The sequence below is a fragment of the Allorhizobium sp. Av2 genome (assembly GCF_021462805.2).
In the GTDB taxonomy this organism is placed as follows: Bacteria; Pseudomonadota; Alphaproteobacteria; order Rhizobiales; family Rhizobiaceae; genus Allorhizobium; species Allorhizobium vitis_G.
On the sequence record NZ_CP192696.1, the window covers coordinates 551,707 to 569,654 of the forward strand.

At 58.7% G+C, this 17,948-nt stretch carries 19 protein-coding genes; 5 read left to right on the plus strand and 14 right to left on the minus strand.

The annotated features are described in order from the left end of the window. Positions 1–4 precede the first annotated feature (4 nt). From blaOXA to FS819_RS02660, 5 genes are all read right to left on the minus strand, one after another. Positions 5–811, minus strand: a complete 807-nt coding sequence (blaOXA, locus tag FS819_RS02640; RefSeq protein WP_234624777.1) for a class D beta-lactamase — start codon at positions 809–811, stop codon at positions 5–7. Positions 812–947: 136 nt separating this feature from the next. Beyond that, positions 948–2,711 (minus strand): NAD(P)/FAD-dependent oxidoreductase, encoded by a 1,764-nt coding sequence (locus FS819_RS02645; RefSeq protein ID WP_156548336.1) that lies wholly within the window; start codon positions 2,709–2,711, stop codon positions 948–950. A gap of 30 nt (positions 2,712–2,741) precedes the next feature. After that, positions 2,742–3,344, minus strand: a complete 603-nt coding sequence (locus FS819_RS02650; protein ID WP_070167660.1) for a LysE family translocator — start codon at positions 3,342–3,344, stop codon at positions 2,742–2,744. Positions 3,345–3,410: 66 nt separating this feature from the next. Next, positions 3,411–4,613, minus strand: a complete 1,203-nt coding sequence (locus FS819_RS02655; RefSeq protein WP_156543465.1) for a pyridoxal phosphate-dependent aminotransferase — start codon at positions 4,611–4,613, stop codon at positions 3,411–3,413. A gap of 105 nt (positions 4,614–4,718) precedes the next feature. After that, on the minus strand, positions 4,719–5,189 hold the full coding sequence (locus FS819_RS02660) for a gamma-glutamylcyclotransferase family protein (RefSeq protein WP_156548334.1): 471 nt from the start codon (positions 5,187–5,189) through the stop codon (positions 4,719–4,721). 310 nt (positions 5,190–5,499) lie between these two features. On the opposite strand from FS819_RS02660, the gene FS819_RS02665 reads away from it, so the two are divergent. Genes FS819_RS02665 through FS819_RS02675 form a run of 3 tightly spaced genes read left to right on the plus strand, consistent with a single transcriptional unit; the run spans position 5,500 to position 7,261 of the window. Further along, a complete protein-coding gene (locus FS819_RS02665; RefSeq protein WP_234624778.1) occupies positions 5,500–6,465 on the plus strand; it encodes a homoserine kinase in 966 nt (321 codons plus the stop codon). Then, on the plus strand, positions 6,462–6,926 hold the full coding sequence (rnhA, locus tag FS819_RS02670; protein WP_156548330.1) for a ribonuclease HI: 465 nt from the start codon (positions 6,462–6,464) through the stop codon (positions 6,924–6,926). The genes FS819_RS02665 and rnhA overlap by 4 nt, the downstream gene beginning before the upstream one ends. A 26-nt stretch (positions 6,927–6,952) precedes the next feature. After that, complete coding sequence (locus FS819_RS02675; RefSeq protein ID WP_070151938.1) at positions 6,953–7,261, plus strand: Dabb family protein; 309 nt, start codon at positions 6,953–6,955, stop codon at positions 7,259–7,261. A gap of 68 nt (positions 7,262–7,329) precedes the next feature. Here the strand turns inward: FS819_RS02675 and FS819_RS02680 are convergent, their stop codons facing one another. The 6 genes from FS819_RS02680 to FS819_RS02705 all read right to left on the minus strand — a co-directional run bounded on the left by FS819_RS02680 (position 7,330) and on the right by FS819_RS02705 (position 11,660). Beyond that, positions 7,330–8,226: a metal ABC transporter substrate-binding protein gene (locus FS819_RS02680; RefSeq protein ID WP_156548329.1), complete on the minus strand. Its 897-nt coding sequence runs from the start codon at positions 8,224–8,226 to the stop codon at positions 7,330–7,332. A 15-nt stretch (positions 8,227–8,241) separates the two neighbouring features. Then, positions 8,242–9,114, minus strand: a complete 873-nt coding sequence (locus tag FS819_RS02685) for a metal ABC transporter permease (protein ID WP_156548328.1) — start codon at positions 9,112–9,114, stop codon at positions 8,242–8,244. After that, a complete protein-coding gene (locus FS819_RS02690) occupies positions 9,111–9,875 on the minus strand; it encodes a metal ABC transporter ATP-binding protein (protein ID WP_156548326.1) in 765 nt (254 codons plus the stop codon). Before FS819_RS02690 ends, FS819_RS02685 begins: the two co-directional genes overlap by 4 nt. Continuing rightward, positions 9,872–9,997: a hypothetical protein gene (locus FS819_RS02695; protein WP_267967323.1), complete on the minus strand. Its 126-nt coding sequence runs from the start codon at positions 9,995–9,997 to the stop codon at positions 9,872–9,874. Before FS819_RS02695 ends, FS819_RS02690 begins: the two co-directional genes overlap by 4 nt. 221 nt (positions 9,998–10,218) lie before the next feature. Then, positions 10,219–10,704: a peroxiredoxin gene (locus tag FS819_RS02700; RefSeq protein ID WP_156548324.1), complete on the minus strand. Its 486-nt coding sequence runs from the start codon at positions 10,702–10,704 to the stop codon at positions 10,219–10,221. 77 nt (positions 10,705–10,781) lie between these two features. Beyond that, on the minus strand, positions 10,782–11,660 hold the full coding sequence (locus FS819_RS02705) for a protein-disulfide reductase DsbD domain-containing protein (protein ID WP_156548323.1): 879 nt from the start codon (positions 11,658–11,660) through the stop codon (positions 10,782–10,784). Positions 11,661–11,869: 209 nt separating this feature from the next. Between FS819_RS02705 and FS819_RS02710 the strand changes: the two genes are divergently transcribed. Then, complete coding sequence (locus tag FS819_RS02710) at positions 11,870–12,475, plus strand: YqgE/AlgH family protein (RefSeq protein ID WP_156548321.1); 606 nt, start codon at positions 11,870–11,872, stop codon at positions 12,473–12,475. Here the strand turns inward: FS819_RS02710 and FS819_RS02715 are convergent, their stop codons facing one another. Next, on the minus strand, positions 12,476–13,408 hold the full coding sequence (locus FS819_RS02715) for a DMT family transporter (RefSeq protein WP_070167666.1): 933 nt from the start codon (positions 13,406–13,408) through the stop codon (positions 12,476–12,478). 149 nt (positions 13,409–13,557) lie between these two features. Between FS819_RS02715 and FS819_RS02720 the strand changes: the two genes are divergently transcribed. After that, entirely contained in the window at positions 13,558–14,241 is a 684-nt protein-coding gene (locus FS819_RS02720; protein WP_156548802.1) for an ArsR/SmtB family transcription factor, read from the plus strand. Between the two features lie 39 nt (positions 14,242–14,280). On the opposite strand, the gene FS819_RS02725 is transcribed toward FS819_RS02720, so the two are convergent. Both FS819_RS02725 and FS819_RS02730 read right to left on the minus strand, forming a co-directional pair. Beyond that, positions 14,281–17,238, minus strand: a complete 2,958-nt coding sequence (locus FS819_RS02725) for an EAL domain-containing protein (RefSeq protein WP_234624779.1) — start codon at positions 17,236–17,238, stop codon at positions 14,281–14,283. Continuing rightward, positions 17,235–17,849, minus strand: a complete 615-nt coding sequence (locus FS819_RS02730; protein WP_156548320.1) for a GNAT family N-acetyltransferase — start codon at positions 17,847–17,849, stop codon at positions 17,235–17,237. Before FS819_RS02730 ends, FS819_RS02725 begins: the two co-directional genes overlap by 4 nt. Positions 17,850–17,948 lie beyond the last annotated feature (99 nt).

Below are 17,948 nucleotides of genomic sequence, written 5' to 3' on the forward strand. Positions count from 1 at the left end.
GACATTACTTGCTGGCGAGCAGACCCGGCAGTTCTTCCAGCAAAGCGTCTCGGGCCCGAACCCCAGGGGTGATCTGGTCTTTTTTCTCATCCTGAATGAGACGGGCAAATACATAGGTCTGTTTGCCTTTGCTGGCCCAGCCGACATACCAACCCCATCCTCGGCGATAATCAAACGCGGTGTCCGACAGACGAGGGAAGGCCGCACCGGTTTTACCGTGGACGGTCCAGCCATCGGCGATCTCGCGTTGCTCAACGATGGCCATTGTCTTGTCCATGGCCTCGGGGCGAACGGGCAGTTGATGCTGCACCAGCTTTTGCAGGAACGCGACCTGTTCCAGCGGTGAAATCTTCAAGGAGGAGGCGATCCATGCCCGCTCCAGGCCATTGTTCTTGCCGGGATCGCCGGAAAAATCGGCATTGCCATAGGCAAATTTCGTCGCATAATCATGAAGCTTGTCTTGTCCAAGTGTCTTGGTGATCTGCTGGGAATACCAGACGACGGAGTATTTCATCCAGCGCACCGGATCGGTCGGCTGTTTCCAATTGTCGCCGCCCCAATCCACATAACCCTGTTTGAACGGCAGGGTCGGATTATGCTCGTCTTTCAGGTAACCTGCATCGTATCCCATGACGCTGAGGGCGACCTTGAAGGTGGAAGCCGGCGTGACCCGCTCCGCACAATTGCCGTTCTCGACCAGAGTCTTTCCGGTGTTGCTATCGGCAATGACCGTGCAAACCGTTCCGGCATGCGCCGTGGACGTGAAAACACTGGCTGCGACAAGTGTTAGCGCGATTTTCCCTAATTTCACAGCCTGTTCCTTTGCCTCGATTGCGACAGAAACCCACGATTGTCGCGGGGCTGCCATGGCAATCGAAAACTTCGGCAGCATTATGGTCGGCAAGGATTGACGTCGATTGCCCAGTTTGAGTGCGTCGAACCGACGGTCAGGTCATCCAGGTGTCTGTTTGGGTCATCAGGGACAGCCGTTCGGTGTGATAATCGATATGCATCTGGTGATGGCTGTTGCGCATGGCGGCTAGAATAGCCGAGGCGATGGCCGGGGCTTGTGCAAAGCCGCCCGTATTATGTCCACCGACCAGAATCACGCAGCATGCCTTGGATTTATAGGTCTCGAACAGGCCGAGACCGGATGGGGTCCAGGGACGCACGCAGTATTTCAACGTCTCGCGCAGGCTGCCTGCTTCGACCAGGCTCTGATATTGCTCAGGAAAACAGGTGGCGGCGGTGTCGATCAGGCCGTCATAGATAGTATTGAGAAGGCTTTCGTCGATATTATTGGGGTTAAAGCCGGTAAAGCCATAGCCTGAGCCTATGATGGCGGCACGTTCACCTTGTTCGCCCCAGCCGATAGTAACATTGGCATCTTCCGTGACATGATCCTTGCGCGCCAGTTTCAAGGAATTGCGCAACAGCCCTTGCGGGTCGGGCAGCGAGAGCCATGCACCCAGCACGCCACAAATCTGGCGGTGCGAGGCGGTCTTTGCGATGGCCGCGCCTGCATAGACCCCCGGTGAGATCACCAGATTGCCGGTCACGCGCTCGCCGGTGGACAGCACGACATGATCCACCTGACCATCAAAGCGGGTCGGCATGCTGATCATTTCGGTGTTCCAGTCAAATACCACACCGCGAGCCTCATACCGATCCAGCAAATTGGCCATGAAGCGATGCAGATTGAGCGTGAAGCCCTGAACATAAACACCACCCGAAATTTCGCCAGCCTCAATGGCCTGGCGCAGGATGGGCTGCTCGGCGGCAATCTCGTCGAGAGAGGCATTTCTCAAGGTCGCGCCGATGCGGTCCTGGCGGCTTTTGGAGCGTTGAAAATGGCTAGCATCGGAATAGACCCGCAGGATGTCGCGTTGCAAACCGGATGCGGCAAACAGCTCCGGCTCTCTGGCGATCCAGTCGTCCCAGAGGGGATGGCTCTCGCGATTGAAGCGGAAGATCGAGTCGTTATAGTTTTCGGCCAGCCAGCCCGGAACGCTCTCGAAAGAGGCGATCCAGTCGCGTTCGGCCTCCTTGAGGCTGCTGGATGGCGCAACGTTCCAACCGCGCTCGGTCACGGGCCGTGAAAATTGCCAGTTCATGTCACCATGGATGTTTCGGCAATTGTAATTGTCCATTTCTGACAGGGTAAACATGCGCGCGTCGCCACCGCCTGCACTGCATCCCAGCGATCGCCAATCGGTCTTGCGGCGCGGATCGGGCCGGGCATCGATGATCCGGACACTATAGCCCGCCTCGATGGCGTAATGGGCGGTAATGAGATTGACGATACCAGCACCGATGAACGTCACCTCTTCGCGCAGATCCGTATGGACGCCACCGCCAAACTGATCGTTGCAGATACATTGTTCGGCATCCCGGAAGGCAGCGACCACGCTGGTGGCTGGGCCGAGAACAGTGATCTGGCTGTTTGCCAATTGCCGCTGCCAGGCCTTGTCGGCTCCGGCTTCGCCGTAAACCGCGACATAGACGGGCCGGTTGGCGGCGCGCGACCATTCGGCCAGCACATCGGTGTCCACCGCATCGGCGGTAACAATCACCGAGACGGGATTTTGCCGCAGGAAGCGCGACAGGTGCCGAGGCCCCTTGCGAACCAGGTCATGGCGGAAGAGCAGGGTGTCCGTGGCCAGATCCTCGAGGATCTCATTGTCCACGCGCGAAAGAAGAAGAACATTCATGCTGGCCTCGGAGTGTTGGTGAGAAATTGATCAGGTCATGACGACATAGATCGCGGTGCCGATCAGCAGCGCGGCCATGGTGTAATTGAACACGCGCAGATAGGTCGGGTTGGCCAGAAGCGAGCGGATGCCGACCCCGAAACTGGCCCAGAGCGATGAAGAGACGATATTCACAGCTGTGCAGACGGTAAAAATCGCCACGCCGGAAGCAAGGATGGAGGTTCCTGTTGGCATGAAGATCGATGCGGTTGTTGTCGCCTTGACCCATGCCTTCGGGTTGATGAACTGAAACGACGCCGCCTCAATAAAGGTCAGGGGCTGCGGTGCGGATTTGGCATTGGCAACCCTGGCACCGATCAGCTTCAAGGAAAGATAAATCAGATAGGCAGCGCCCGCCCATTTCAGCAGGGTTTGCAGCGCGGGAAAATAGTCAAACAGAATACCAAAGCCGACGCACAGCAAAAACGTCTGCACCGCGCAACCCATGGCAATACCCAGAATATGCGGGCCGGTGCGCGTGAAGCCGAAGTTGACGCCCGACATTGTCAGCATGACGTTGTTGGGGCCGGGTGTGACGGACATTGTCCAGTAATAAAGGGCTAAAGCCAGGTACGAAATTCCGAGAATAGTCATGATTTTTCCAATCGCGGAGCTTCGACGAAGCCGCGTTTACAGTGTTCGATAAAAATGGGTGTCGAATTACCGAAGGTTGCCGCAGAATTCCTGAATTCGGTGGCAGGCGGCGGTAATTGCGGCTTCGTCTGTGGCATAGGACAGGCGGAAGTTTCCGGCCTGTCCGAAGGCGGAACCATGCACGGCGGCGACGCCTTTTTCCTCCAGCAGTGCCGTGACGAAATCTTCATCCGTCTCGATCAGCCGACCGCCTTCCGTCGTCTTGCCGAAAGTGTTTTCACAGGAGGGAAACACATAGAAGGCCCCCTCCGGCAGCAGGCAGGTCAAGCCATTGGCCTGATTGAGCATGGAGGTGATCAGGTGTCGGCGATTGTCGAAGGCAGTGCGAAACTGCACCAGGTGGTCCTGCGGTCCATCCATGGCGGCGACGGCTGCCCATTGGGCAATCGAGCAGGTGCCGGATGTTTGCTGGCCTTGCAGCAGCACCATGGCATCAATCAGCACTTTCGGACCTGCGGCATAGCCCAGCCGCCAGCCGGTCATGGCATAGGCCTTGGAAACGCCGTTGACGGTCAGGGTGCGGTCCTTCAGGCCGGGCTCGATCTGCGCGCCGGTGACATATTGAAAATCGCCGTAGACCAGATGCTCATACATGTCGTCGGTCAAAAGCCAGACATGCGGATGGCGCATCAGCACATCGGTCAGCGCTTTCAACTCGTCATGGGTATAGGCGGCGCCCGATGGATTGGACGGCGAATTCAGCAGGACCCAGCGGGTGCGCGGCGTGATCGCCTGTTCCAGATCCTCGGGCCGCAGCTTGAAGGCCGCCTTCTGCGTGGTGGCAACCCGCACCGGCACGCCGCCGCATAGCGACACCATTTCCGGGTAAGAGACCCAGTAGGGGGCGGGAATGATCACTTCGTCACCGGGATTGAGGCTGGCCCGCAGCGCATTGTAGATCACATGCTTGGCGCCCGTGCCAACGATGGTTTCATCAACGCGGTAGGAGAGCTGGTTTTCGCGCTGAAACTTGCGCACGATGGCCTCACGCAATTCAGGAATTCCAGCCACATTGGTATATTTGGTCTCACCGCGCTGGATCGCAGCAATAGCCGCTGCCTTGATATGGTCCGGCGTGTCGAAGTCCGGCTCACCGGTCGACATGGAAATCACATCGACACCGGCCAGCTTCAGCGATCGCGCCTTCTGGCTGATGGTGATGGTCTCCGACGGACGGATTTCAGACACGGAACGGGCAACAATCGTCATGATACAGGTCTTCCTAGCGCGTGTTGCATCAGAATGCGCAGCGGTTTGCGAAACGGGGTAGATTTAAAATGCGAGGTGGAGAAACACGGCCAGAACGCCGTGTCCTCAGTCGGGCATGACAGGCAGGGACTTCAAATAGTCGACATAGGCAACTGGCAGAACATCGGCGCCCGCCAGGATGTGGTTCATATAGCCGGTTCTCGGTTTGAGACCGTCCACATTATGCTTCAGGGAAATATAGGTGATGGCCTTGACCGTCGTATGGGTGCTCATATCGACGACATCGACTTCAAGCTGTTCATATTGTTGGGTTTCAACATTTTCATAGATATCGAGAATGTCAAAACCAGCCTGCGGCATCAGGTTCAGGGTGCCGAAGATATGGGCAGCAGCATTGGGCTGGATATTGGCGGCACCCGCTCCCGGAAAATAGGCTGATGGCTTGTTGAACACCAATTCATACCCATCCAGTCGTCCCAGTCCACGCGAGATGGAATGGACGCCGTCTTTATTCAGGCGCTCTTTCTCAAGACGATCCACATCGAGATTGGACCCATAGGCGAAGTAATATTTCATCGAAATATATCTCTTGTATCGAGGGCGCCTAGGATCGAGTATTTTTCAGTTTTCGGTGCTGAATATTACGTTTATTCAGTATTACAAAATTCTAGTTTTTTTTAATGCTTCAAAACTAAAGCAAAAAATACGTTGTGGATTAAGTATGAGTTCACTTGAAAACTGTCAATGCAATTTATGAGTTATGTAGAAATATTTTTCACCTTTTATTGTCTGCCATTTCCTGTGCCTCCGTCCATGCCGGGGCTGGCTCTCGCGTTCGTGTCATTGTATCCCTGTGCGCCAATCAACCGGAATGCGGACCCGATCTGTGGCAGTTTATACCGATATCAACGAGGTCGATCTCAAAGACTTCCTGGCGCAATATGAAACCGGCGAGCTTTTGTCCTTCAAGGGCATTGCCGAGGGCGTGGAAAATTCCAATTTCCTGCTGCACACGTCGAAAGGTGCGTTGATCCTTACGCTCTATGAAAAGCGCGTCGAGAAAAACGACCTGCCGTTTTTCCTGGGCTTGATGCACCATCTCTCGGCCAAGGGCCTCAACTGCCCGCTGCCACTGCCGCGCAAGGATGGCGCGCTGCTCGGCGAATTGTCCGGGCGTCCGGCGGCGCTGATTTCCTTTCTGGAAGGCATGTGGCTTCGCAAGCCGGAAACCCAGCATTGCCGGGCCGTGGGCGAGGCCTTGGCGACCATGCATCTTGCGGCACAGGGATTTTCCCTGACACGCGATAATGCCCTGGATCTTGCGGGCTGGCAGGCGCTGTGGCCGAAGGCGCGCACCCGCGCCGATGAGGTCTCTCCCGGCCTCCAGGCGGAAATCGATGCTGAGCTGGCGCATCTGGCCGGCCAATGGCCGAAGGATCTTCCCACAGGCGTTATCCATGCCGATCTGTTTCCTGACAATGTGTTTTTCCTTGGCGACCAATTGTCGGGGTTGATCGACTTCTATTTCGCCTGCAATGACTCTCTCGCCTATGACCTGTCGATCTGCCTGAATGCCTGGTGCTTCGAAAAGGACGGCAGCTATAATATCACCAAGGGCAAGGCGATGATCGACGGTTATCTGTCGGTTCGCCCCCTCTCACCGGCGGAGGTGGCGGCTATGCCGGTTCTGTGCCGTGGCTCGGCACTACGCTTTCTGTTGACCCGGCTTTACGACTGGCTGACCACGCCGGAAGGCGCCATGGTGGTGAAGAAGGAACCGCTCGAATATCTGCGCAAGCTGCGCTTCCACCAGGCGGTCGAGACCGCTGCCGAATATGGGTGGCCGCAATGAAACATGTTGAAATCTTTACCGATGGCGCCTGTTCCGGAAATCCCGGACCCGGTGGCTGGGGCGCGGTGCTGCGCTATGGCGAGGTGGAAAAAGACCTGTGCGGCGGCGAGGCGGATACCACCAACAACCGCATGGAATTACTGGCGGCGATCACCGCGCTGAACACGCTGAAGACCCCATGCGAAGTTGATCTGCATACCGACAGCAAATATGTGATGGACGGCATTTCCAAGTGGATTTTCGGCTGGAAGAAAAACGGCTGGAAAACCGCCGACAAGAAGCCGGTGAAAAATGGCGAGCTCTGGCAACAGCTCGATGCCGCCAACCAGCGTCACAAGGTGACCTGGCACTGGGTCAAGGGCCATGCCGGTCATCCCGAAAACGAGCGGGCCGACGAACTGGCCCGCAAGGGCATGGAACCCTTCAAAAAGGGCGGTGCAGGCTCGAAGCCAGGCTTATAATCGCACAATCCCACAAGGAGTTACCGATGATCTATCACTGCGTTTTTCTGCGGTTCAAATCGGCGGTCTCTGACGCTGAGAAACAGTCGATCTATGATGCCATCACTGCATTGAAGGAGGTTGTGCCGGGCATGCTGGAGGTCCGCGCCGGTCAGAATGTGTCGCCGGAAGGTTTGAATGGCGGCTTTGTCGATGGGTTCATCGTCCGGTTCGAAGACGCCACGGTGCGCGATTATTACCTGAAACATCCCGATCATATCGCGGTTGGCGACCGTATCGTCGCTGCGACGGATGGCGGATTGTCCGGCATCATGGTCTTTGATCTCGAGGCATAAAAACAGCGGCCGTCCCGGTAGATGTAGGGTTATCGGGACGGCCCTATCAGGCTGACTGTAGGGTGACGTCAGCTTGATTTGCGCATGGCATCGGTCAGCTTGTCGACATTGTAGCGGAACATTTTCTCATAGGTTGAAGCCGGGCCCTTGGGCTTGGACAGGGCTTCCACGTAAAGCTCGCCGCCGGATGTGGCGCCGGTTGCCTTGGCGATCTGCTTGACGAGACGCGGATCGTTGGAGTTTTCGAAGAAATAGCTCTTCACATGCTCGGTCTTGATCTGCTCGATCAGCTTGGCAACATCGGCGGCAGAGGCTTCGCTTTCGGTGGAAAGGCCGAGCGGCGACAGGAAGCTGATCTTGTATTCGCGGCCCAGATACCCGAAGGCGTCGTGGCTCGTCAGGATCTTGCGCTCGGCTTCAGGGATCGCGTCAAACTTGGCATGAGCATAGGCGTTCATGTCATCAAGCTTTTTCGTATAGGCGCTGGCATTGGCCTTGAAGGCTTCGGCATCGGCCGGATCGGCAGCGGTCAGCGCCTTTTCGATATTGGCGACCCAGACCTTCACATTGACCGGGCTGTTCCACACATGCGGATCGGTCACGGTCTTGCCATCCTCTTCCATGGTGCGGGTGTTGATGCCCTCGGAGGCGACGACCGGCTTGCCCTTGTAGCCGGAGGCGGTGATCAGCCGGTCCATCCAGCCTTCCAGGCCTTCACCGGACACGAATGTCACATCGGCGGCCTTCAGCGCCTTGGCATTGGCGGGCGACGGCTCGAATTCATGGGGGTCGCCATCGGGGCCGACCAGGCTGGAGACGGCGACATGATCGCCACCAACCTGTTTGACCACATCGGCCAGCACGGTGAAGGACGCGACAACCTTCACTGTTTCGGCAAAGGCCGGTGCGGCAGACAGGGTCATTAACAGTGGCAAGGCTGCGGACAATAACAGTTTACGGTTCATAGTAATCTCCTGTGATCAGGCTTTCAGATGGGAACTGGGAAGAAACCGCCGGAAAACACCGGAGGGAGCAAAAAGAATCGACAAGCCATAGAACAGCGCCGCGACCAGGATGATCGTCGGCCCGGAGGCGAGTTCCAGATGGTAGGAGGCAATCAGGCCGAGATAGCTTGCGACAATGCCGCTTGCCGCCGCCACCACCATCATGCCGGGCAGGCTGCGGCACCAGAGCTGGGCAATGGCGGCGGGCAGCATCATCAACCCTACGGCCATCAGCGTGCCGAGTGCCTGAAAGCTGGCGACCAGATTGAGCACGACCAGAAACAGGAACAGGAAATGATAAACCGGTCCACGGCCGCCGACGGCCCTCAAGAAGCCTGGATCGAGACATTCCGTCACCAATGGCCGGTAGATGACGGCCAGCGCCAGCAGCGAGAAGGAGGCAATGGCGCCGATCTGCACCAGCGCGTCATTGTCGATGGCCAGAATTGTGCCGAACAGCACATGCAGGAGGTCGATATTGGAACCGCGCAGCGAGACGATCAGCACGCCCAGCGCCAGGGATGTCAGGTAGAAACTCGCGAAGCTGGCATCCTCCTGCAACACGGTCGATCGGGTGACGAAGCCTGACAGCAGCGCCACGGAGAGACCAGCCACCAGCCCCCCCAACCCCATGGCGGTCAGCGACAGGGACCCGGCGATCAGGTAGCCGATGGCGGCCCCGGGCAATACCGCATGGCTCATGGCATCACCGACCAGGCTCATGCGCCGCAGCATCAGAAACACCCCGATCGGGCCGGAGCCGAGGCCGAGGCAAAGCGAGGCCACCAGCGCCCGGCGCATGAAGCCGTAATCGGCAAACGGTACGATCAACAGATCGTAGGCGGTCATGCGGCGGGCCTTGATGTTTTCTGGTCTGCCGGGCGGCAGACCTCGGCATCCTCGTCCCAGCGCTCGGCCATGGCGCGGGCCTTGAGCAGATTGGCAGACGACAAGGCGTCCTGGGTCGGACCCCAGCTGACCAGCTCGCGGGCGAGAAGCAAAGTCTCGGGGAAATGGCTGCGCACCTGGTCGAAATCATGCAGAACCGCAACCACCGTGCGGCCATCGCCATGCCAGCCGCGGATAATGTCGATCAGGTCGCGGGTGGTGCGGGCATCGATTGCGGTGAAAGGCTCGTCCAGCAGGATCACTTTGGCATCCTGTAGCAGCAGCCGGGCAAACAGCACCCGCTGGAACTGGCCGGCGGATAGTGCGCCGATATGGCGCTTCTCAAAGCCTTGCAGCCCGACCATTGCCAGCGCCTGGCCAGCTTTGTCCATGTCGGATCTGGCGATACGGCCAAAGGCACCGCTATTGCGCCAGGCGCCCATCAGCACCGTGTCGAACACACTGATCGGAAAGCGCCGGTTGATGTCGGCGGCCTGCGGCAGATAGCCGAAATCGGTGCGCTTCAGGTTATGCTCCACCGTGCCTTCGGCGGGGCGCAATTCACCGATAATCGCCTTCAGCAAGGTGGATTTTCCCGCCCCGTTCGGCCCGGCAATCGCCGTCAGGCTGCCAGCCTCGATCACGCCATGGACGTGATGCACAGCCGGGTGCCTGTCATAGGCGACAGTCAGATTGGTAAGCCGGATCGCGGCATTGTTCATGGCAGGGCCACCGCCCATTGAATGGCAAGCCAGGTCAGGCCGATGAGCACCAGCGCAAAACCCAGTCGCATCACGGCGGACCGTGCCAGTAAACTGGGAAAGATGGGATCTTCGTCCTGCAAGGCTCGCACTCCGATGTGTCTTATTTATGTAATAACGTTACGTGTAACGATATAACAATAATGGCAAATCGATGGCAAGCCTTTCTTACGGGATGTGGGAGTCGTATCCCAGCCTATCTATGTTTCATGAAAAAACCCCGGAAGCGTGAGCCTCCGGGGTGGGTTTTATGTGCAGAGCGCTGCAAGGCAGCATTACCCACAAAACGGGGAAAAGAGAAAGCTTACAGTCGTTCCAGCATGGCTTGCGCGGAGGAAACCGTGGCCTGACCGGGATTTTCCTCGATATCGAGGCTTTTCACCACGCCATCTTCCACCAGCATGGAATAGCGCTTGGAACGCACGCCGAGCGCGCCAGCCGACAGGTCCATGTCAAGGCCAAGCGCCTTGGAGAAACTGGCGTCCCAATCGGCCAGGAAATGGATCTTGCCCATGCCGCCGCTCTGCTGCGCCCAGGCGCCCATGACATGCCAGTCATTGACGGAGAGGACGGCGATCTCATCGACGCCCTTGGCTAGAAGCGCATCGCGGTGCTCCAGATAGCCGGGCAGATGGTTCAGCGTACAGGTGGGGGTGAAGGCACCGGGTACGGCAAACAGGACAACCTTCTTGCCCTTGAACAGTTCCTCGGTGCTGATCTCAACCGGGCCATCCGCGGTCTTTTCCTTGAATGTGGCTGCCGGTATCGTCTCGCCAATTGCAATCGTCATGAAATCTCTCCTCATTTTGCTAAGCGTCGCACTCTATTCAATCGTCGCCCTGACCGCAGAGCCTGTTTGATAGACTGTCAGGGTCGCACTATAGGGCGGCCTGTTCCGAAGGCAAGCGGGGCTTCCATGGTCCGTTTGTTGCCGGCGGCCACCAGGATATGCCAGATCTTGCCATTGATCGAATAATGGCGCGGCAGTTTCGGTAGGGCGATTTGCAGGGTCCGGTTATTGCCCTTGCTCGACAGCGTCTTGTATTCGGTAAACAGATATCCATCCGGGCCAGTCACCAGAATGCGCGGGTCGTCCTTGGAGCCTTCCGGCAGGATCAGCGACACATCAAGGCTGGAGAGATCATCTGCCATGTGGAAATCCGAGACGTAGAAATCCTCCGCTGCGGTGGCGGGCAGCTTGGATTTCGCCTTGTCAATCAGCTTTGCCTCGCTGACATCAGTGGTTTCCTCGCCACTCAGATCGACGCTCAATTCCGCCTGAAACGGAATACAGATATTGCGGCACATGCCGATAAAGGCTGTCAGCCGCAGCGGGCTTTGCCAATCATCCTGCGTGCTTTTGAGCGTGAAGGGAAAGACCACCGGATGGTCGTAACCGACGTCGCGCACGCTGCCGATATCCATCCGCTTCGGCACGGGAAAGCTGAGCGGTGAAGGGATGAGTTTTGCATCCGGGGCAGTGGTCAGCTGCGGGGGGATGCCGCTATCGCCCGGCTCACGCCAATAAGTGAACCAGCCATCGTTCGGCTCAATTTGCAGGCCCGCCTGGCGTGTGCCGTCGGGGGAGGGCGGCAGCACAACCAGCCGCATGCGACCACCATCGCTGGTGGCCCAGGCGGAGGTAGCGGCATGGGCGCTGCCCGATGGCAGCAGCATCAGCAGAGCGGTGAGCAGGGCTGGAAACAGGGCGAAAACCGGCCGGATGAAAAAACCTGGATGGATCATGCTGGCTATTTAGACTGGCGCCATGGCTGCTGCCAATCACGCTTTTGACGGTTTTATCATTTTCGGTTGATTGATGGCCGGTGATGGCTCATCTTGAGGTGCATGACTTGCGCCACATATCTTTGTTTGACGCATTTCCATACGCCAAACCGCGACACACTTTGGTTGGAAATGCTTTAGATCGGCACCCCGAACAGACCGGAGGCAGCATGGCTTTTTTGACATTGAAGTCTGACCGCGAACGAGGCTTTCTTGATGGCCATTTCCTGATCGCCATGCCCGGCATGCCGGATGGCAATTTCGCCCGCAGTGTCGTCTATGTCTGCGCCCATACGACGGCGGGGGCCATGGGCTTTATCATCAACCGGACCCAGCCGGTCAAATTCGCCGAAATCCTGCTGCATCTCGACCTGATCGACCAGCATGACGCGATCATGCTGCCGGACCATGCCCGCAACTTCCCCATTCAATGCGGCGGCCCGGTGGAAACCGGTCGCGGCTTTGTGCTGCATTCCGACGATTACCTCAGCGACAGCAGCATTCCGGTCAGCGACGATATTTCCCTGACCGCGACGCTCGACATCGTCCGCGCCATTTCCGATGGGCGCGGCCCGGCGCGTGCCACTATGCTGCTTGGCTATGCCGGCTGGGGGCCAGGTCAACTGGAGGCGGAGATCGCCAACAATGGCTGGCTGAATTGCCCGGCCTCAGAAGACCTGATCTTCGATCCGGTGCTGGAGGACAAGTACGACCGGGCACTTGCCCTGATCGGCATCAGCCCCGCCACCCTGTCGGCAGAGGCTGGCCACGCCTGATCAGGGCTGTTGAGGTTTGCGTCGCAGCGGGCGAAAGATGCGGGGCAGACTGAGCGAAGCGGGCAGGGTCATGACGATGACACCGGCCACGACCAGGACGAGACCGGCGAGCACGGTCGGGCTATAGCGCTCCCCCAGAAAAATCGCGCCAATGCCGACCCCGATCGGCACCCGCAGATAGGCCTGGGATGTGGTGGCGACCGAGCCGAGCGTATGGACAAGCCGGAAATAGATGACAAATGCCAGCGCGGTGGAAAACACCGAGAGCGCCAGCAGGGCCGCTAGCGAAGAGGTGGAGACGGCCAGCGTCCAGGGCTTGTCCACGATCAGGCTGAGCGGAATAAGCATAGCCGCTCCGCACAAAAGCGAGCCGGCAGCGGGCATCATCGGGTCAAGTCCCTTAAAATTCCTCCCGAAAATCGCGGCCATCGCATAGCAGGCCGATGCCAGGATGACGGCGCATTGCGCAACGAGATCGGTTCCGGCGGAATGAAAAGCGTTGAAGCCGACGATCAGGCAGGTGCCAGAAATTCCCAACAAAACGCCAAGCAGTTTGGGCAGGCCGACATGTTCATGCCGGGTGAAGGCGACGGTGATCAGGAAGGTGAAGATCGGCGTCAAGGCATTGAGGATCACGGCAAGCCCGGCCTCGACATGCAGTTCCGCCCAGGCAATCAGGGTGAAGGGCAAGGCGCTGTTGAGGCAGGACTGGATAAAGAACCGCCGCCAGGTTGCGCTGTCGCGGGGCAGTGTCATGCCGCGCATCCGCAGAATGGCAAGCAACAAGCTGCCAGCCAGCAGGGTGCGGGTGGCAATCAGCGTGATCGGTGGGATGGTCTCCACCCCGATGCGGATGAAACTGTAGGCAGCGCCCCAAACGGTTGCTAAGGCCAAAAGCAGGGCAAGTTCTTTTAAAAGGACCGGTTTTTCCATGGACTATCACTTTCTATCGGGATGGTTTGATGTGCCTTGGTAGCCCAGTCGCTGATGATAATGCTTCGGCCATAGCCGAAGTGTTGTATGATGACAATTGCTGTTCAGCGGCCTATATTGAGGTCATGTCGAACATCGCATCTGGAAACATGCTGGCTGAAATTGCCGCCCTGATGGGGGACCCGGCCCGCGCCAATATGCTGATCGCCCTGATGGGCGGGCAGGCGTTAACCGCAGGCGAACTGGCGCTGCATGGCGGTGTCAGCGCCCAGACCGCCAGTGGGCACCTGGCCAGGATGGTCGAAGGCCGTCTGCTGTCGGTCGAAAAACAGGGCCGTCACCGCTATTACCGTCTGGCCGGGCGCGCTGTCGCCGCGGCGATGGAGACGCTGATGTCGCTTGCCGCTGACGGGCCGCGACGCCTGCATCCTGTTGGCCCGAAGGATCTGGCGCTACGCTCGGCGCGCAGTTGTTACGATCACATCGCCGGTCGTCTCGGCGTAGCGCTGGCCGATGGCTTGCAAACCAAGGGCTATATCGAACTGGGGGAGGAGGCGGTGACGCTGACACCACCCGGCCAGCAGTTTTTCTGTGATTTCGGCATCGATCTTTCCCCGACCACACCACGCGGACGGCCGTTCTGCCGCACCTGCCTTGACTGGAGCGAGCGGCGCCCGCATCTGGCCGGACGGCTGGGCGCGGCCTTGCTGGACAGAATGCTGGACCTGGGCTGGGTGGCGCGCCAGCCGCAGGGCAGGGCGCTGAGGATCACCCAGGCCGGACAGCAGGGCTTTCGGGCGCAATTCGGGGTTACGGAAGACTGGATGGCGTGAAAAAAACCAGGGCCTGAACAGCCCCGCCCTCCGGTATGATCAAGCCCGCTTTGCCCGCTGTTGCTGGTCTTTCAAAAGGCGCATGACCGCTTCCGGGCCAACCGGGGCGCCGTAGAGGAAGCTCTGGCCGTAATGGCAGCCCATTTGGGCCAGTTCGTCGCCGTCATCCTCGCTGGCTATGCCTTCCGCCACGACATCCATGCCCATGTCCTTGGCCATTCCGATCACCGAGCGCAGCAGGATATTGCGCCGCTCGCTGGTATCGGTCACCAGTTCCCGGTCGAGTTTCAGCGTATCGAAGGGAAAGCGGGTCAGATAGGACAGCGAGGAATAGCCGGTGCCGAAATCATCCAAGGCGAGACTGAGCCCGATATCCTTCAGCTTTTCCAGCACCAGCCGTGCCTGTTCGGGATTTTCGACCACGACGGATTCGGTCAGTTCCAGTTTCAGCCGGGCCGGATTGCAATTGACTCGGCTGAGCAGGCTGCGAATGTCGGTATAGAGCGTGTTGTTGATCAGCTGGGCGCTGGACAGGTTGACGGAGACGAAAATCGGCATTTCGCCCGTCTGTTTTTCCCATTCCACCAGATCGGTTGCCGCCCGCTCCAGCGCGAACATGCCAAGCGGCATGATCAGGTCGCAGCTTTCCGCCAGAGGTATGAATTCAGACGGGGAGATCGTGCCGCGCTTGGGATGTTCCCAGCGCATCAGCGCTTCGAAACCGGCCAGTTCCTCATCATCCAGCCGGACGATCGGCTGATAGACCATGGTCAACTCGCCGCGCTCGACAGCGCGGGCAAGTTCGGTTTCCAATTGCAGCTTTTCCGAGACGCTGCCCCGGAAGGCCGGGCGGAACGGTTCCACCTTGTTGCCGCCACCGCGCTTGGCGCGGTACATGGCAAGCTCGGCATCCGATAGCAGCCCGGCAGCGCTTTCCTGTTGGTCTACCCAGGAGACCAAGCCGATGGAGGCGGTCAGGTTGATCTCGCGATTGGCGAAATTGATCGGCACCATGATCGCCTTGCTGACAGCGTCGGCAAAATCGGCGACCTTGGCCGGATCGCGCTCCGAAATCAGGATCAGGCCGAACTGGTCACCCGAAAGCCGGGCCAGCGTATCCTGCGGCTTTAACAGGCGGCGCAGCCGCCGGGTCAGCGCGATCAGAATATTGTCTCCGGCGGAAATCCCGAGCATGTCGTTGACCCGACCGAAATTGTCGATATCGACGATCATGACCGTCGGGCGCACCGTATCGGCGGTGGCGGTCACGGTCAGAAGTGTCTGCAAGCGATCCAGAAACACTTCCCGGTTCGGCAAGCCGGTGAGATTGTCGTTGATCGCATCCTGCAACAGCCGGTCGACGGTGTTTTTCTGTTCGGTGACATCGGCAATCGTGCCGATGCAGCGGATGATTTCGCCATTGGCTCCCAACACGGGCCGGGCGCGGATATGCAGCCAGTGGAAATGCCCGTCATCGGCGCGGATGCGGAATTCGTGGTTCAGCCGTCCGCGCTTGTGCTCCAGCAGCACATCCAGCGTGGCGCGAAACCGGTCGCGGTCATCGGGATGCAGGCTGGGAATCCAGTTGCGGGCCGCCCCATGCAGCGCGCCGTGGCTCAGGCCAAGCCGGGTGGAAATATCGGGAATGGTCACCACCCGGTCGCGGGCCACATCCCAGTCCCAGACAATGTCCCCAGCCCCGGTCAGCGCCAGGGATTGCCGCTCCAGATCGGAAAACAGGCCCTGGTTATAGCCACCGCCAGCAAAGGCGTGCTGCATGACGGTAAAGCCGATCAGCAGCACGATCAGCACCAGCGCCCCGCCATGGGCAGGCTGGATGATGTCGTTCGACAACCGTCCCGTCACCGTCATCCAGCCGGCAATCAGCCAGACGATGATCAGCGTCCAGGTCGGCACCAGCAGGATGGCGCGGTCATAGCGGTTGAAGCCGAGATAGACGATCAGCGCGATCCCAGCCGTGGCCGTCAGCGCAAAGGACAGTCGGGCAATGCCTGCGGCAATCGACGGATCGTAGATTGCCACGCCAAACAGCAGCACCAGGCCCAAGATCCAGGCAAAGGTCGCGTAGCCGAGGTTCACATGCCAGCGATTGAGGTTGAGATAGGTAAAGAGAAAGATCACGAAACCTGAGGCCAGACCCACCTCGGCCCCCGCTCGCCAGATCTGCTCGCTATGGGTGGTGATGCTGATCAGCTTGCCAAGAAAGCCGAAATCGACGCAGATATAGGCGAGCACCGCCCAGGCCAGCGAGGCCGCAGCGGGCAGCATGGATGTGCCGCGCACCACGAACAGAATGGTCAGGAACACCGCCAGCAGGCCGGAAATGCCCAGCACGATGCCGCGATAGAGCGTGAACGAGTTGATCGTATCCTTATAGGCATCCGGCTCCCACAGATAGATCTGCGGCAGGTTCGGCGTTGCCAGTTCGGCCACGAACGTCACCACCGCACCCGGATTGAGGGTGATGCGAAACACGTCCGCATCGTCACTCGGCACCCGGTCCAGCGAAAATCCTTCGCTGGGGGTAATGGAAATGATCCGCTGCGAGCCGAGATCCGGCCAGAACACCTTGGAATTGACGAGCCGATAATGCGGCGCGACGATCACCCGCTCCAACTGCTCGTCGGACACATTGGCAAGCGCGAACACCGCCCAATCGCCCTGGTGCTGCGCTGAGGTGGCGCGCACTTCGATGCGGCGACGAATGCCATCGGACCCAGCGGCAGTAGAGACCTGAAACGCCTCACCCTGATTGAGATGGATTTCCGTCGTGGCGGTCAGGTCGAGCGCCGTATCGTCGCGTGAAATCTTCACCGGTTCGGCGGCATGGCTGGTGCCCGCGCCAAACCCCGTCAGCGCCAGGAGCACCACCAGGAGGCCAGCGGCAAGCCGCAACAGGCCAGGATTGGATAAGGCTTGTTTCTGCTCAAAAAACCGCTGGGAACTGGCCTCGGATGAGTATCTGAATATATTCATGAATAGAGTTTTTTGCCGGAAACGGCACCAGGTTCCGCCAGAAGCGAGTAGATCGCGTGATCTCTCCACTGTCCGTTGATGTTCAAATATCCGCGCAACAGACCTTCCCGTTCAAAACCGGCCCGCTCCAGCAGCCGGATGCTTTTGTCATTGTCAGGAATACAGGCGGCTTCGATACGATGCAACTCAAGTTCCTTGAAGATATATGGTTTTGCCAATTGAAGTGCGGCAAACATATGGCCTTGGCCGGCGAAACGTTCGCCCATCCAATATCCGATCATACAGGCCTGGGAGACGCCGCGCCGGATCAGGCCGATGGTCAGCCCGCCCATCAGCACAGCGTCGCTTTCGCGAAACAGAAAAAACGGCACGGCCAATCCACAAGCATATTCCTGGGCATTGCGCATGACACGCGATCGAAAGGCGCTTTCGGTCAGCTCGTCCGGACGCCAGAGCGGTTCCCAGGGCTGGAGAAAAGCCCGGCTTTCAGACCGTAGCCTATACCATTGATTATAATCGCCATTGCGCGGCAGCCGCAGCAGACATGTCCCGTCACGCAGTTCAGGCCGTTCCGGCTGGCGGGACAGAAACCCGAACACAGACCGCGTCATTTGTCATACCCCCACCCAAACAGTTCCGGCCCCATTGCATCGAATGCTGGAGGGATTGCGGGAACCTGCTGAAAGATATGGCTCACCCCAAAAGCCAGT